This window comes from Ilumatobacter sp., from assembly GCF_046290335.1.
GTDB lineage: Bacteria > Actinomycetota > Acidimicrobiia > Acidimicrobiales > Ilumatobacteraceae > Ilumatobacter_A.
On record NZ_JBKAGH010000001.1, the window covers coordinates 321,145 to 335,154 of the forward strand.

Genomic DNA, 14,010 nt, shown 5'->3' on the forward strand with positions numbered 1-14,010 from the left:
AACGGCTGTCCGGTGTCTATGGTCAGAGGGTTCGACCCATGAGACTGAAGGTCTGTCCGCTGGGTCCGTTGTTTGGGAAGCGGGCGAGGAGCAGGGCGAGGTCGGTGACGTCGTCAGGTCGTTTGAACCAGTCGGATTCTGCGTCAGCCAGTGCGGTGGTGTCCGTGTCGTTGCCTGAATCGCTGGTGTCAACGGGGCCGGGGATCAGTTCGTTCACTGCGATGTTGCTGCTTCGGAGTTCGACTGCGAGTGTCCGGATCAGTGACGCGAGCGCGGCTTTCGCCGCGGCGTAGGGGCCGAGGCCGGGGTGTGCTTGGTAGCCGGTTCCTGAGCCGATGGCGATGATCTTGCCGCCGCGCTCGATGAGGAGGGGAATCGCAGATCGGGCGCAGTCGACGACGCCGAGGAGGTTGACGTTCAGGCAGTGTCGCCAGTCGTCGAGATCGCTCGTCGCGACGGATCTGGGCTCGACGAAGACTCCAGCGTTGAGTACTGCGATGTCGAGGCGTGAGCGGGCGATGTGGTCGAAGCCCGAGCGCACGGAGGTGTGGTCAGCGACATCCATGACCAGAGCTTCGGCCGAACCGCCAGCACTCTTTATCGACGCCACGACGTCACGGAGGAGCTGTTCGTTTCGAGCCGCTGCGATGACGTGTGCGCCGTCTGCTGCATAGGCGGTAGCGATTGCTCGGCCGATTCCACGGCTGGCGCCCGAAACGAATGCGGTCTGGCCATCGAGATCTCCCATCCCGATCACCGTAGGTCTGGGACGTCAACGAGCGATACCTCTGTCAGCATGACCTCTCTTTGATGGGAAGCTGAGCAGGTAATGCACGCTCAAGACCTGACTATTCCGAACTGGATCAGCGGAGGGTGAGATCGCGTGTGCTGGGTCGTCTGACTCCTGAGGCTGCGACCCCCGATGCCACCGTGCTGTTGCAGACGCGGGCGGTACGGGCGTTCGGCGACGGCCTCGTCAGCGTGGTGCTCGCCGCATACCTGACGATGGTCGGGCTGTCGGCGACAGAGATCGGGATCGTCATCGCCGCCACGCTCCTCGGGTCGGCAGCGTTGACGCTCTACGTCGGTCTGCGCGCGAACACATACCGCCGACAACGGCTGCTCCGGTTGATGTCGCTGCTGATGGTCGCAACCGGGATCGGGTTCGCCGTGTTCGTCGACTTCTGGCCACTCGCACTGGTCGGCCTGATCGGAACCCTGAACCCGTCCGGCGGCGACGTCAGCGCGTTCCTCCCCACCGAACAAGCAGTACTGCCGAGCACCGTGCCCGACTCACAGCGAACAGCTCTCTTCGCCAGGTACGGCCTCGTCGGGATCCTCATCGCCGCACTCGGCGCAGGTCTCGCCGGCATCCCCGAAGCGGCGGCCGGGCCTCTCGGGATCAGCGAGGCCACCGCGCTTCGATCGGTGTTTGTCGTCTACGCGGTCCTCGGTGGAATCGTGTTCTTCCGATACCGGCGACTCAGCAACAACATCGAGCGATCCGATGGCGCCCCACCAACCGCACTCGGACCATCACGACGCACCGTCTACCGACTCGCAGCACTGTTCAGCCTCGACTCCTTCGGCGGCGGATTCACCATCACCGCCATCCTCGTCCTCTGGCTGCAACTGCGCTTCGAACTCTCCCTCGCCCTGACCGGCGCCGTGTTCTTCTGGGCGGGGCTCCTCGCCGCCGGATCACAACTCCTCGCGCCGCGCATTGCCCGTCGTATCGGCCTGATCCGCACCATGGCGTTCACGCACCTCCCAGCCAACGCCTTCCTCATCTCAGCTGCCTTCGTGCCCACAGCAGCGCTCGCTGTTGGTTGCCTGCTCGCACGCGCCGCACTGTCGCAGATGGACGTCCCCGCACGCAGCTCCTACGTGATGGCCGTGGTCACCCCCGACGAACGGCCAGCAGCAGCCAGCATCACCAGCGTCCCACGAAGCCTTGCCGCCACACTCCCACCCATCGCAGCCGGATGGATGCTCAGCCAAACCAGCTTCGGCTGGCCCCTCATCGCCGGCGGCATCATCAAGATCATCTACGACCTGCTCCTGCTCGCCCAGTTCCGACACCTCCGACCACCTGAAGAAGCACCAGCATCTCCAACCACCGACTCCGGCGCTCCATAACGTTCGCTCTCCCGGAGGCCCTTGACCGCTGGACAACGGCACGACCGCGAGTGGCAACCCGCGCGATAATGCGTTGGCTCCACCGAATGGCAAGCACCGTCGAGACCGCTCGTCGTGCCGGATAGCGCGTGGGGTAGCGCGGCTTCACGTGATCGTTCTTGAGCGGGTCGGTGCTTCGCCCTGAGATGCGTCGGGCGTGGATGTCGAAGCCTTATGGATCAGGGTCGAGCGAGGTAGGCGGTCTTTGCGTCGGCTGAGAATCCGGACGCTCGACAGAACGCGTGAGTGTTCGGATTGCTCGAGCCGGTGAGCAGCATTGCCTTGTAGCAGCCGGCTTCCCACGCACGAGTGAGCGTTGCGTCCATGATCTTTCGGCCGAGTCCGGTTCCACGGTGAGTCTCGTCGACGACGACGTTCTCGATGACTGCGTATGGTCGTGCTGATCGGGTCAGGTTCGGGATGATGTTCAGGTAGGTGGTCGCCACCACCTGGCCAGAGAGTTCCAGTACCAGTAGGTCGAGCCCGGGCTGTTCGATGATCTGCAGGAAGACAGCTTCGTGGGTGACTGGCGGGTCCGCGGGTTGAAGCTGGGCGTAGAGACGCTTGATGGCGACAAAGTCACTTGGCGAAGCGCTTCGAATCATGGTGAGAGTCTCGCGCTCTCGGGGCCCGGCGATTCGTACGGCCGTAGCATTTGCGCCGTTGCTGCGGTCGGCGCGGTCTCGGCTTGGCCGATGGAACTACCGTGCGGTGATGAGTCATCAGGTGAGGGCGGTGGTGTTCGACTTCGACGGGCTGTTGATGGACACCGAGTCGACCAACATCGCGAGTTGGGAAGCCGAGTGGTCCGAATGGGGCCTGAAACTCGACCGCCGAACGTTCTTCGTGCCGCACGGCGGCGACGTGACCGAGCACCGCTACGAGTTGCTCGCTGCTGCAGTGGGCGACTCATTCGATCGTGTGCTCAGCCACGAACGGCGCACGGCGAGCAGAGACGCGCTGAACGTGGCGCTGCAGCTTTCGGCCGGCATCGACGCCTGGCTGGCCGAGGCAGCCGAGCAGGGGCTGGCGACGGCCGTGGCGTCTTCATCGCCGATCTCCTGGGTCGAACGGCACCTGCGCGGTGTCGGGGCTAGCGACAGATTCGAACTGATCGTCGGTGGCGATCAGGTGCCAGCCCACAAACCAGCGCCCGACATCTACCAACTCGCCGTAGCGAGTCTGGGAGTCGACCCGACGGAGGCTGTCGCTGTCGAGGACACTGCACACGGTGTCGATGCGGCCCAATCGGCGGGTCTGGCATGCGTTGCGATTCCGAACCCGCATGTCGACCCCGAACGCGTTTCGCACGCCGATTTGGTCCTGTCGGGCGCCGACGAGTGCACGTTGACCGAAGCGATACGTCGTTCAACTGAGCGCCAATGACGCCGTCCCGACGAAGGTGGACCACCCCGACCAAGCGGCGCCTCGGACCGCTCGAAGCCGATCAGGTCGTGCGAGACGTCGACGCCTTCGTCGAGGCGATCTTCACTGGCGGCTATCGCTTGGGCTCGACGTCTGACGAATCATTCGGCGGTACCGCGAGCGCCATCCAGTTCTGGGTCGGCCGGAAGCCGGCCGACTCGTGTAGATGCCGGCCCTCATCGGTCGAGTTCAGCGCCAACTTGCTGACGCCAAGTTCTCTGGCACCCTCGAGGCACTGCAACAACAACCGCGCGCCAACGCCTCGTCGCTGTCGATCGGGCCTGACGAACATGTTGATGATGTACTGCGAGACGCGGCGCGCGCTCTGAGTGCCTCGGTGCGAGTGCGCTGAAACGGTCAGTGCTGTAGATTCGGGCGTGAGTCGTGACTGGCGCTGACAGGTGGAACACCACCGTGGAGCGGCTCGCTACAACGCCGTGCGCCTGGGCATTCATCGCTGATCCGAAATGAGGAGCCATGACCGTCCAGGACCAATACGCCGTACCCAGCGCAAACACTCGAGAGGCTGAAGCTTTCCGCGCCGCGCTCGATGTGATTGGAGCAGTTGAGCCGACCGTCGCCGGCTACATCCGAGGCGAGCTGGGCAATCAGCGAAGCCAACTGAAGCTGATCGCGTCCGAGAACTACGCGAGCCCGGCCGTGCTGTTGGCGATGGGCAACTGGTTCTCCGACAAGTACGCGGAGGGAACGCCTGGGCATCGGTTCTACGCCGGATGCGAGTTCGTCGACCACGTCGAGACGCTGGCGGCCGATCACGCCAAGGCACTGTTCAATGCGGACTACGCCTACGTTCAACCGCACTCGGGTATCGACGCCAATCTCGTTGCGTTCTGGTCGGTGCTCGCTCAACGGGTCGAGGCACCGTTCCTTGTCGATCGCGACCTACGCCACGTCAACGATCTCACCGAACAGGAGTGGGAGTCGCTGCGACAGGCCCTTGGGAATCAACGACTCCTGGGAATGAGCCTTGACGCCGGAGGCCACCTCACGCACGGCTTCCGCCCGAACATCTCGGGAAAGATGTTCGACCAACGGAGCTACGGGGTCGACCCCGAGAACGAACGGATCGACTACGACGTCGTCGCATCGCTCGCCCGCGAGTTCAAGCCGCTGATCCTTGTCGCGGGGTACTCGGCGTACCCCCGCAAGGTGAATTTCGCCAAGATGCGCGAGATCGCCGACGAAGTTGGCGCCACCTTGATGGTCGACATGGCCCACTTCGCGGGTCTCGTCGCCGGCAAGGTGTTCACAGGCGACTTCGATCCGATTGCGAACGCCCACATCGTCACCTCGACGACCCACAAGTCGCTCCGCGGTCCTCGCGGCGGCATCGTGCTGACCAACGACGACACACTCCCCGAATTCATCGACAAGGGATGCCCGATGGTCCTCGGCGGGCCCATGAGTCACGTGATGGCCGCCAAAGCGGTCGCATTCGCCGAAGCGCGCCAACCAGAGTTTCGGGACTACGCACAGCGCATCGTCGACAATTCTGAGGCACTTGCCGAGGCGATCGGGAAGCGAGGCGGACGAATCGTCACCGGAGGCACCGAGAACCATCTCGTGCTCGTCGACGTCAGCGGTTTCGGGCTCACCGGACGCCAAGCCGAATCGGCACTCGAACAGTCCGGCGTCATCGTCAACCGGAACTCGATCCCCAACGACCCGAACGGAGCCTGGTACACGTCAGGCATCCGCCTCGGAACCCCCGCCTTGACGACGCTCGGTATGGGCACCGACGACATGGACGAAGTCGCCGACATCATCTGCTCTGTTCTCGACTCGGCCGAGCCCACGACCATCGCATCGGGCACCTCGGCAGGCGAGAACTCGAGAGCAAAGTTCGACTTGTCCGGTGACGTGGAATCGGACGCACGCACACGATCCGCCTCGATCCTCGCCGCCAACCCCCTCTACCCCCAAGTCGGCGCTCTCTAACGGACTTGTCCGGTGCCTCAGGTGCGCAACAGCGCCCTACGCACCGCACCGCTCGCACTGAGCGAGATCGGCGCGTTCGATCGGTGGGGCCCGCTCAGATCGCGCTGCGTGAATTCCCCGAGATGTCATCGATCGCAGGCGTGTTGTCGGCTACTGGTCGCAGTCCTCGCCCCGTCCCATTGATTCGACGATGTCGAGCACGCTTGTGAGCCGATGCAGTGCCGGGATGTCGTGCTCGAACGCCGGGTCGACAAGGAACGCGCTCATGCCGGCTTGGAGCGGGCCGGAGTAGTCGGCTTCGTAACTGTCGCCGACGAACGCGACCTCTGCGGCTGGGCAACCGATCCGGTCGAGCGCGGCCGCGTAGATTGACGGGTGCGGCTTGAGCCGTCCGTGTTCTACCGAAAGCACGACAGCTGAAACGTGACCTTCGATGCCCATCTTGTCGAGCATGTTCGGAACCATGCTGGAATCGTGAGTGTTCGACACGACCGCAATCGTGTACTCCTCGGCGAGATGTCGGATCAGGTCTGACGCGCCGTCGATCGGAGTGATGTGTTGTGCCCACTCGGTCACGAAGCTCTGCCCGAGTGCGACGGCCAGGTCGTGGGAAAGTGGAATCCCGGCTGCAGCGCCGAACGCGTTCGCTGCGTCGGTCATCGAGAACTCCTGCATCGTATGACGGGCTGCTTGTTCGAGCCCGAGCGATGCCGCGTCCCAGATGCGAACGAATCCCTTGTGGTCGCCAGCGAAACCCATCGAACTCGCGAGTTCGTACGTGAGCGGCGAGCCGAGGCGGGATCGGTCCGGCTGGTACTCGACCAGCGTCCCGAAGAAGTCGAACATCAGCGCCCTCATGCGCACCCTCCGGCAGCCCGCAAGCGCAACCCCGGCAACCGGATCTCGAGGTCAACATTCACTTCGCAGATCTTGCCACCATCAGCGAACCCCGCCGGCAATCCACTCGTATCGCTGGTAACCCAACTGCACGTTTGCCGAGCAGTACGGCAGGTACCGATCGGGCAGACCCTTTCGAGAACGTGCAGTACTTGAGGATCGGTGATCCGCCCAAGGTCAGTCGGTGGAGCCCATCGTGAAGTAGGAGTACTCGTGGACCGTGGTGAAGCCTCCCCGTTCGTAGAGGCCCGTGGCTCCGCTGTTGTCGCTCATCACAGCTAGGTACATGTTCTGGGCACGCTGACGAAACGTCTCGTTGCCCAGTTCGTGAAGAACTGCGACGCCGACTCCCTCGCGGCGATGTGCGCGATTGGTGGCCATGCACTGAACTCCGGCCCAACCACGCTCGATCACGATCTGCCCCACGCCAACGACGTCAGAGTCGCGGCGGGCCGCTGCAAAGGCTGCCGGCAGGCCGGGAGCCAGAAGAGAGTCACGACAAACAATTGCGTCCGCATCACTCCGGCCTCGACCTGATTCGATCGACCAGTACGCGTCGAACCACTCTTCGGTGGGCTCCAACGTGATCTCGACGTCGAGCGTTGCGTTGGTTCGTTCGAGCACCTCGCTGGTCGGTGCCTGTTGGACCAAGGTGCGGGCAGACGGGCCGTACCCCCGAGCTCGGAGCTGGGGTACGAGATCCGGGGGTGCCGAAGCGCTACTTACCTGCAGGAGCGGCGCCGCTCCACGGTCGCGGTAGAAGGCTTCAGCGAAGTCAATGAGGTCACTCGTGTCTCCACCGGCATCGAGCGCGAGCACAGAGTTCGCTCGGCGCGTCACACCATCCGCCCACCGGTAACGCCAGCCCCCGACCGTCTCGACAAACAGCGGTCGCCAAGCATTGGCCATGAGTTCATCGAGCACCGCTGCTCCCTCCATCCCGAGATCGTAGGTCCCAACAATCACCCGGTCGTCGGAGCCTTGTGATGATGGCCGGGAACGTGTCGAAAGCGCTCGATATCGTGCGGCCATCAAGGACAGGCCCACCGACCGGCAACCTCGAACGCTACGACAACCGCCGCAACGTCATCACCAGTCTGAATCAGGCACTTATTCGCTACGGGGCTGTCCGAACTCTGCGCTCGCTGAGCCCCATAACAACAGCCCGGGATGACGTCAGAACAACGGCCCGATGTCGAGTGGTGGGGGAGGCGCCTGTTGAGCCCGTGCCGCCGCTGGAGCGGCGCAGAGTTGGCGGTCGGTGACGGCGATCTCGGAAACCGCATCGAGCCAGGCGAGGCCGTCCGGGTCATCGTGGTGTTTGGACCATCCGTTGATGGCGTTCTCGACGTCGGCTTCGTCCTTGAAGACGCCGAGGACGGTGACGGTGCTGGTGCGGTGGTTCACGGTGTGTAGTTCGCCGCTTCCTGTATTCCAGCTCAAGCGCCACCGGTCGACGCTTCCGCGGGACTGCCAGGCGTGTCCGAAGTCGACGTCGATCGCTCGCCGTGATGCGAGATCCATGTGCCGAGCGGTTCGCCGCCACGATCGGGTCGTCTCGGATTCTTCATGAGCTGAGCAATTCGCCCATCGCGGTCGACGTCGGGTGGGTCGAAGCGCAGTGCGTGGCCGAGGGTCTGGGTCCATTGTCGGTCCGCGTACTTCTCGGTCCAGATGACGTCGCCGACGTGGATGCAGTCGCCTCGGGCGGACTCGAAGCCGTCTTCGTAGCCGTCGAACTCTTCGCTGTAGTAGCGCTCGACGGTGGTCTCGTAGCTCTCGTCGGGCCAGTCGAACCAGATCGGTTCGCCAACGTCGGGCATTGCGTTGAGTTCGCTGAGCCGGGATTGACGTTGGAGGAAGGTCCCGGTGTCGATCGCCTGGCCAACGCGTGGGTCGTGCGGCATTGTGGCGTAAATGCCGGCGTGCGCAGAGTTCACGATGTCGTCTTTGGCGAGCCAGGCATCGGGATGCTGGACGACGATCAGTGCCGTCGGTGGTGCCGGGAGTGATCGCAGGTGTTGGGCGTCGATGCGGCTGAGGCGGGTGACGGCGATGGACTCATCGGCGACCTCCGTGAGCGTCGAGGGTGGCGGGCCGGTGCCGGCATCGACGATGACGACGCCAGGTTGCTCGCGGATCCATTCGGCGAGGTCGGCGAGCGGGCCGTCGCCCAGCGCTTGTGGGCCGTCGGGGTCGCCGTATGGGATGAGGGACACGCGTGGGCCGATCTGAACGATTGCGGCAGCGAGCACTTCGGCAGTGGTCCGGCCGGTGGGTTCGTTGAGGTCGACGAGCGTGACGAGTCGTGGGTGTTGGAAGGCGAGCTGGATTGCTGCGACGGTGGTGCCGACGCCACCTCGTGCTCCCCACAGGATGATCGTCTGGCTTGGTGCGTTCGGCATAGTCATGCCGCCTCGTGGCCAACGAGATGCGCAAGTTGGGCGGTCGTGCGGTGAGCGTTGATCCGGAGTGCGTTGCTGCGGGGGACATCGCCGAGGCGATGTTTGAGGAGTTGGTTCCATTGATGGCGCGAGATCTGGCCGGTGTCGACGATGAAGGCCAGTCGTTCGAGTTCGAGTCGGGCGAACACCTGTGATTCGAAGTCCCGGGCGGCGGGATCGATGCGGCTCGCGTCGAGACTGACCACGGTCGGAAGGCCGTCACGTTGGTATCGGCGACAGAGGTTGCGGTGTTCGGGTTCGAGGGAGCGCTTGCTGGACCGCAGGCGGGTGGCGAGATGGGAGATGAGCGCTCGTGGGCAGCCGTTTGACGAGGTCGGCTCGTACTCGGGATCGACTGTCGCGAGCAAGTGCCCGGCGGCGGCCCAGAGCGCAGAGTAGGCGTCGTCTCTGCGCTGGCGTGGCGTGAACGTCGACTCAATTCGTGTGAGCGATGGGAGCAGAGCGATCAGCAGGATGGTGGTGGCGTCGGTGTCATCGTCCTGGTGGCGGGCGATGAGTGCCCGGACGATCGGATTCTGCGCCTCTGTGGGTATGGCGCAGATGTCGAGGATCTCGTCGATTCCCAGACCGGCGAGCGCGGGCTCGGTCGACCAGCGTTGCTTGATTCGGGAGTGGCGGCTGGGTGCGAGACAGCGGTCGTACTGCCGGTCGAGTTGTTCGTGGATGGGGTGGTTGTGCGGGTGGTGGATGGCCATGGCTCGAACTCCTGGTGGACGTGGGTGGATGGGTTCGAGTGCCACGGTGAGCTTGTTCGCTCACGCCAACCCGCACGTCGGGCGTTCCGGCGAAACATCGGCGACTGAGGTGACGAATAGGCGTTGAGCAGGGAGAATGCGCGTTGGCGTGTGTATTGGGCGCAACTTCTTCAGAGAATTTCTCGCACTGTGAGGGTTGGCGTGAACGATGTTCGGCTTCATCGCTGCCATGAGTTCCCAAGCGTCTGTGTCCTCCGCTTCGTCCGGATCGATGTCGCCAATCGAGACCGTGCTGCTCTCGCTGCTCGCAGCTGCAATGGCCGGCGCCGTTGCAGTCTGGGTAGGTGCGACGGTGTCGGCCGTCGTCGTCCGCAACGGAGTGCCGCCGATCGGGCTCGGTGACGCCCTTCGTGCGATCCCGTCGTTGTTCAAGACTCCCGGCGATCCGGCGGCTGCGTGGCCCGCCGAAGTTGGGCCATTGATCGCAGGTCCGGTGGTCTATTGGACAGCGACCCTGCTGGCCGTTGTTCTGTTGGGAGCAATCGCCGTCGGGTTCCGCATGCTGTGGCGATCGTTCTCATCGGGTCGTCGGCGGCTCGGCGTCGATGCGCATGCCCGTTTCGCGACTCGACGAGAACTGCGGCCGTTGATGATTCGAGAGCCGGTTCCTGGTCGATTCGTGCTCGGGGTCTGGGGGAAGTGGCTCCTCGCCACCGAGAACCGCCGGTGGGCGACATCACAACACACCGGTCTCAGGAAGCTGATCGCTCGGGTGACGGGGGAGCTGCGATCAGGTCAGCAGGGAGATGTCACCTCGATCGCGATTGCGGGACCGACTCGATGCGGCAAGACGTCACAGTGTGCGATCCCCGGGCTGCTCGACTGGAGGGGCCCGGCGATCGTGCTCAGCGTCAAACGCGACTTGATGGACGCCACGATCACCCGTCGCCGCGACGTGGGCAGCGTCCGAGTGTTCGACCCCGGCGGCTTCCTCAAGGAGAACCGAGGCGCAGTCCAGATCAAGGAGGTCGAGATCGCGAAGTGGTCGCCGCTGCGATCGGCACACACCGCCACGGGAGCCAAGAAAGCCGGCGAAGCGATGTCGTCATGGACACCGAAGGCCGGCGTCGACGGCGGCATGGACTTCTGGACGACGCAAGGAAAGTTGCTCTTCACCGGACTCCTCGGTGCCGCCGCGTTGTCGGCGCGGCCATCGATGCGCGAGGTCGCCAAGTGGGTCTACGACATGACCCGTCCAGACCCGAACGCCTCCGACACGCCGAGCGGCAAGAAGAAGGAAAAGCCGTGCCCGCCACTCGACCGGTTGAACGCCGCGTTCCAGAACCCGGCAACGAAGGAGGCGGCCGACTCAGGCATTCGGCATCTGCGGTCGATCTGGAACAAGCCCGACGACCGGATCATCGCATCCGTGTACGCAACAGCCCAGACAGTGTGCGACCCGTGGCTGGACCCGAACGTCGCCGCCGCAACGGATCTCACCGACGGCAAGGGCGAGTGGATCGACCTCGACTGGCTGATGGACACCGGCCCCGAGGGCGAGGACGCCAACACCCTCTACCTTCTGGTGAGTCTCGATGACTACAAGCGTCTCGCCCCGGTGCTCGCCGGGCTGCTCTCGGACCTGAAGTCGCAGGCCTACGAGTGGGACATGCAGGGCCGCCCATTCCCGGCGCCGCTGCTGATGCTGATCGACGAGGCCGGCAACATCCCGCTGTCGTGGCTCCCCGAAGTGTCGTCGACATGTGCCGGCATCGGCATCCAGCTCGTCACGGTGTGGCAGTCACTCGCCCAGATCCACGAGGCCTACGGCAAACGCGCCGACATCTTGCTCACCAACCACGCGACCAAGCTGTTCTTCCCTGGAGCGTCGGACGACTCGACCCTCGGGTACGTGTCGAAGATCGTCGGCGACGAAGAGATCGAACGACGCTCATGGTCCAACGACCTCGGCGGTGGGCGACGATCGATCTCAGGCCAACAGAACCGGGAGCCGCTCGTCCCGTACTTCCTGGCTCGCCTCCCCAAGTACGGGTCCGCGCTGTTGATCCACTCGAACCTGCCGCCCGCTCACGTCCAAGGCCGCGAGTGGTGGCGAATCAAGCGACTCGCCGACATGGGGCCACCGACACCGGAACGGTCGACGACGCCCGTCGGCTCGGGTCCGTGGACACCGACCCCTGAACGACCTGTGGAAGTCGTCGCAACTGTCGGCCCAGGCGAGCAAGCAACGCTCTTCGCTGACGACGCCGTGCCCGTCGAGGTGGCGTCATGAAGCGGCAACGAGTCGATCACGCCGCCGTGATCGACGAACTCCACAGCCAGTTGACCGAACAGGTCGGCGCGATGACATCGACCGACGAGTGGCTCGCGTATCTCCAAGCCGCCCGAGCGTTCCATCGCTACTCACCACAGAACCAGATGCTCCTCGCGCTCCAGGGAGCGCAGGGCTACGTCGCCTCGTATCGGAACTGGAACCGCATCCCTGCGACCGACGGCGGAAACTGCCAGGTGGCGAAAGGCCAGAAGGGTCTCGTGATCCTGGCGCCGATGATCTCGAAGTCCGTCGAAGTTGACGATGACACCGGCGAGGAGACCAGCCGAAAGCGACTCCGAGGTTTCCGCACCGTCAAGGTGTTCCACCAGGGCCAGCTCGTGTGGCCACCGGCGATCCCCGAACCGCAGATGCCCGAACTCCTCACCGGTGACAATCGGTGGCAACACGTGTGGGCTGCAGTCGTCGGCCAACTCGAAGACGACGGTTACACCGTCACCCTGCACTCACGGACCCCCGTCGAGAAGTGGAACGGCATGACGACTTGGGGCGAGCGTTCGGTCAAGGTCGCTGACGACCTCGAACCACCGCAACGAATCAAGACGTTGCTGCACGAGTGGGCCCACGTGCAACTCGGACACGAACACCGACTCGGTGCCGAGCGCGACACCAAAGAAGTCGAAGCCGAGTCCGTCGCCTATCTGCTCTCGCAGACGATCGGCCTCGACTCCCAGAGCTACTCGATTCCTTATGTCACCGGTTGGGCTGGTGGTGACGTCGAACTCATCCAGTCCACGGCCGAAGCGGTACTCACGACCACCAAGCGTCTGGTCGACATCCTTGAAACGGACCTCGGTATCGAACTGACCCCCGATGTGCTCGATCACGCCATCCCAGTCGACAACGTCACCGAGCTGAGAGCCGCCGACTCGCACGAGTCGGCCACGCCGCAGGCGGCCGATCCGACAGCGGTCGAGACGGTCGAACAGTCGACACTGGCGCTCACTGGGATGCCGTCCGATCGTGCTGCTCGTCCCGGGCTCGATCCAGCAACAATGACTGATGCCGAGTTCGTGCTGGCCGTCAAGAACCGTCTCGAACCGGAACCCGCTCGCCGGCTCATGGTCGTCGTCTACGAACCGGAAAGCGCAGGCGAGGCCGCTGTGCTGATGGCAGAGGCGGGCATCACCGCGGGCCAGACCGTGCGAGTGCTTCGACACCTCGGCGTCGACGACTCGCGGATTCGAACAGCACTCGCGACACCGATGCCACACGACGCAGAGCAGCCCGAGTTGTGGCCGGCCGCCGCCATCGCCGTTGCATTTGGCGACGAGCGAGCACTGCACGCCGAGTCTCGAATCGTGCGAGCCGAGGACCGGGCGAACCACGACCTCATTGTGCAGACCTACCGCACCGCAGAACCGGCCCGAGTCGCTGCGCTCGCCTACGGCCTCGGCATCGAATGCGACGAAGTCATTCGACTCTGCGCGAACAGCAGACCGGACCCGACCGCCGCGTTCGAGATCGCGATCTCGATGCACCCGGGCGACACGGACGCTGCGACCGCAGTGCTGCGGCGGACATGGCCGAACCCTCCGGGCGGCTGGGACGCCTACCTGCCCGGCCCGCCAACAGTAGCCACGGCCGCGAGTGCCGAGGTCGACGACTACGCATCGACCCAAGCCATCCTCGATGAGTGGTACGGCCTCGACTCCGTTGCCGCCCCAACCCCGACACCGGAACACTCGATCACATGAACGCGACCATCGATGACGGACTGCTGCGGAGCCTCGATCTCTTCGTCGGGACCGTGTACTGGCTCGAGCAACCGATCACGATCGAAGCGGCGCTCGCAGAAGCGATCGAGGACTGGGTTGCTCTGGCGTCGGCGGAGCACAACGACTCGGAGGCGTGGGGCGATTCGGCCATGACCGACTCCGTTGGTGTCCCGCTACTTCAACTCGTCGAAGCGGTCGAGCGTCTCTGTGCCACAGATGGTCGGACTCTGACGGTCGCAACGGCGCTCATGGACGCGCTCGAGGACTGGTGTCGAGATTCGAGCGGACCCGGGCGATAGAGCGTTCGCCGCCGGTACCAC

The 14,010-nt window shown here is 64.3% G+C and carries 14 protein-coding genes and 1 riboswitch; of the genes, 6 read left to right on the top strand and 8 right to left on the bottom strand.

The window, feature by feature from the left end; translation table 11 throughout:
* Positions 1–22 precede the first annotated feature (22 nt).
* A complete protein-coding gene (locus ACE37B_RS01410) occupies positions 23–748 on the bottom strand; it encodes an SDR family NAD(P)-dependent oxidoreductase (RefSeq protein ID WP_409921502.1) in 726 nt (241 codons plus the stop codon).
* A 137-nt stretch (positions 749–885) separates the two neighbouring features.
* On the opposite strand from ACE37B_RS01410, the gene ACE37B_RS01415 reads away from it, so the two are divergent.
* The gene (locus ACE37B_RS01415) at positions 886–2,139 is read left to right on the top strand and encodes an MFS transporter (protein ID WP_409921503.1); all 1,254 of its coding nucleotides are present in this window, start codon (positions 886–888) and stop codon (positions 2,137–2,139) included.
* Between the two features lie 218 nt (positions 2,140–2,357).
* Here ACE37B_RS01415 and ACE37B_RS01420 read toward each other — a convergent pair whose 3' ends face one another.
* Positions 2,358–2,783, bottom strand: coding sequence for an N-acetyltransferase family protein (locus ACE37B_RS01420; protein ID WP_409921504.1), 426 nt, complete (start codon positions 2,781–2,783; stop codon positions 2,358–2,360).
* 109 nt (positions 2,784–2,892) lie between these two features.
* Between ACE37B_RS01420 and ACE37B_RS01425 the strand changes: the two genes are divergently transcribed.
* Positions 2,893–3,564 carry an HAD family hydrolase gene (locus ACE37B_RS01425; protein WP_409921505.1) on the top strand — a complete coding sequence of 224 codons (672 nt, stop codon included), beginning with the start codon at positions 2,893–2,895 and terminating at the stop codon, positions 3,562–3,564.
* Positions 3,565–3,676: 112 nt separating this feature from the next.
* Here the strand turns inward: ACE37B_RS01425 and ACE37B_RS01430 are convergent, their stop codons facing one another.
* The gene (locus tag ACE37B_RS01430; RefSeq protein WP_409922870.1) at positions 3,677–3,964 is read right to left on the bottom strand and encodes a GNAT family N-acetyltransferase; all 288 of its coding nucleotides are present in this window, start codon (positions 3,962–3,964) and stop codon (positions 3,677–3,679) included.
* A 13-nt stretch (positions 3,965–3,977) separates the two neighbouring features.
* Positions 3,978–4,059: riboswitch (ZMP/ZTP riboswitch) on the top strand.
* A gap of 21 nt (positions 4,060–4,080) precedes the next feature.
* Here ACE37B_RS01430 and ACE37B_RS01435 point away from each other — a divergent pair.
* Entirely contained in the window at positions 4,081–5,562 is a 1,482-nt protein-coding gene (locus tag ACE37B_RS01435; protein WP_409921506.1) for a glycine hydroxymethyltransferase, read from the top strand.
* Between the two features lie 150 nt (positions 5,563–5,712).
* Here ACE37B_RS01435 and ACE37B_RS01440 read toward each other — a convergent pair whose 3' ends face one another.
* From ACE37B_RS01440 to ACE37B_RS01460, 5 genes are all read right to left on the bottom strand, one after another.
* Positions 5,713–6,420: an HAD family hydrolase gene (locus ACE37B_RS01440; protein WP_409921507.1), complete on the bottom strand. Its 708-nt coding sequence runs from the start codon at positions 6,418–6,420 to the stop codon at positions 5,713–5,715.
* Between the two features lie 216 nt (positions 6,421–6,636).
* The gene (locus ACE37B_RS01445) at positions 6,637–7,398 is read right to left on the bottom strand and encodes a GNAT family N-acetyltransferase (protein WP_409921508.1); all 762 of its coding nucleotides are present in this window, start codon (positions 7,396–7,398) and stop codon (positions 6,637–6,639) included.
* A 237-nt stretch (positions 7,399–7,635) separates the two neighbouring features.
* The gene (locus ACE37B_RS01450) at positions 7,636–7,866 is read right to left on the bottom strand and encodes a hypothetical protein (protein ID WP_409921509.1); all 231 of its coding nucleotides are present in this window, start codon (positions 7,864–7,866) and stop codon (positions 7,636–7,638) included.
* A 32-nt stretch (positions 7,867–7,898) separates the two neighbouring features.
* On the bottom strand, positions 7,899–8,870 hold the full coding sequence (locus ACE37B_RS01455; RefSeq protein ID WP_409921510.1) for a hypothetical protein: 972 nt from the start codon (positions 8,868–8,870) through the stop codon (positions 7,899–7,901).
* The gene (locus tag ACE37B_RS01460; RefSeq protein ID WP_409921511.1) at positions 8,867–9,619 is read right to left on the bottom strand and encodes a hypothetical protein; all 753 of its coding nucleotides are present in this window, start codon (positions 9,617–9,619) and stop codon (positions 8,867–8,869) included. Before ACE37B_RS01460 ends, ACE37B_RS01455 begins: the two co-directional genes overlap by 4 nt.
* Positions 9,620–9,890: 271 nt before the next feature.
* On the opposite strand from ACE37B_RS01460, the gene ACE37B_RS01465 reads away from it, so the two are divergent.
* Genes ACE37B_RS01465 through ACE37B_RS01475 form a run of 3 tightly spaced genes read left to right on the top strand, consistent with a single transcriptional unit; the run spans position 9,891 to position 13,989 of the window.
* Positions 9,891–11,912, top strand: coding sequence for a type IV secretory system conjugative DNA transfer family protein (locus ACE37B_RS01465; protein WP_409921512.1), 2,022 nt, complete (start codon positions 9,891–9,893; stop codon positions 11,910–11,912).
* A complete protein-coding gene (locus ACE37B_RS01470) occupies positions 11,909–13,669 on the top strand; it encodes an ArdC family protein (RefSeq protein ID WP_409921513.1) in 1,761 nt (586 codons plus the stop codon). The genes ACE37B_RS01465 and ACE37B_RS01470 overlap by 4 nt, the downstream gene beginning before the upstream one ends.
* Positions 13,666–13,989, top strand: a complete 324-nt coding sequence (locus ACE37B_RS01475; RefSeq protein WP_409921514.1) for a hypothetical protein — start codon at positions 13,666–13,668, stop codon at positions 13,987–13,989. Before ACE37B_RS01470 ends, ACE37B_RS01475 begins: the two co-directional genes overlap by 4 nt.
* The last annotated feature ends 21 nt before the right edge of the window (positions 13,990–14,010 follow it).

Excerpts from the sequence above, each read along its gene's own strand:
- ACE37B_RS01410 (WP_409921502.1), bottom strand. The coding sequence starts at position 748 with ATGGGAGATCTCGATGGCCAGACCGCATTCGTTTCGGGCGCCAGCCGT.
- ACE37B_RS01420 (WP_409921504.1), bottom strand. The coding sequence starts at position 2,783 with ATGATTCGAAGCGCTTCGCCAAGTGACTTTGTCGCCATCAAGCGTCTC.
- ACE37B_RS01425 (WP_409921505.1), top strand. The coding sequence starts at position 2,893 with ATGAGTCATCAGGTGAGGGCGGTGGTGTTCGACTTCGACGGGCTGTTG.
- ACE37B_RS01435 (WP_409921506.1), top strand. The coding sequence starts at position 4,081 with ATGACCGTCCAGGACCAATACGCCGTACCCAGCGCAAACACTCGAGAG.
- ACE37B_RS01440 (WP_409921507.1), bottom strand. The coding sequence starts at position 6,420 with ATGAGGGCGCTGATGTTCGACTTCTTCGGGACGCTGGTCGAGTACCAG.
- ACE37B_RS01445 (WP_409921508.1), bottom strand. The coding sequence starts at position 7,398 with ATGGAGGGAGCAGCGGTGCTCGATGAACTCATGGCCAATGCTTGGCGA.
- ACE37B_RS01455 (WP_409921510.1), bottom strand. The coding sequence starts at position 8,870 with ATGACTATGCCGAACGCACCAAGCCAGACGATCATCCTGTGGGGAGCA.
- ACE37B_RS01460 (WP_409921511.1), bottom strand. The coding sequence starts at position 9,619 with ATGGCCATCCACCACCCGCACAACCACCCCATCCACGAACAACTCGAC.
- ACE37B_RS01465 (WP_409921512.1), top strand. The coding sequence starts at position 9,891 with ATGTCGCCAATCGAGACCGTGCTGCTCTCGCTGCTCGCAGCTGCAATG.
- ACE37B_RS01470 (WP_409921513.1), top strand. The coding sequence starts at position 11,909 with ATGAAGCGGCAACGAGTCGATCACGCCGCCGTGATCGACGAACTCCAC.
- ACE37B_RS01475 (WP_409921514.1), top strand. The coding sequence starts at position 13,666 with ATGAACGCGACCATCGATGACGGACTGCTGCGGAGCCTCGATCTCTTC.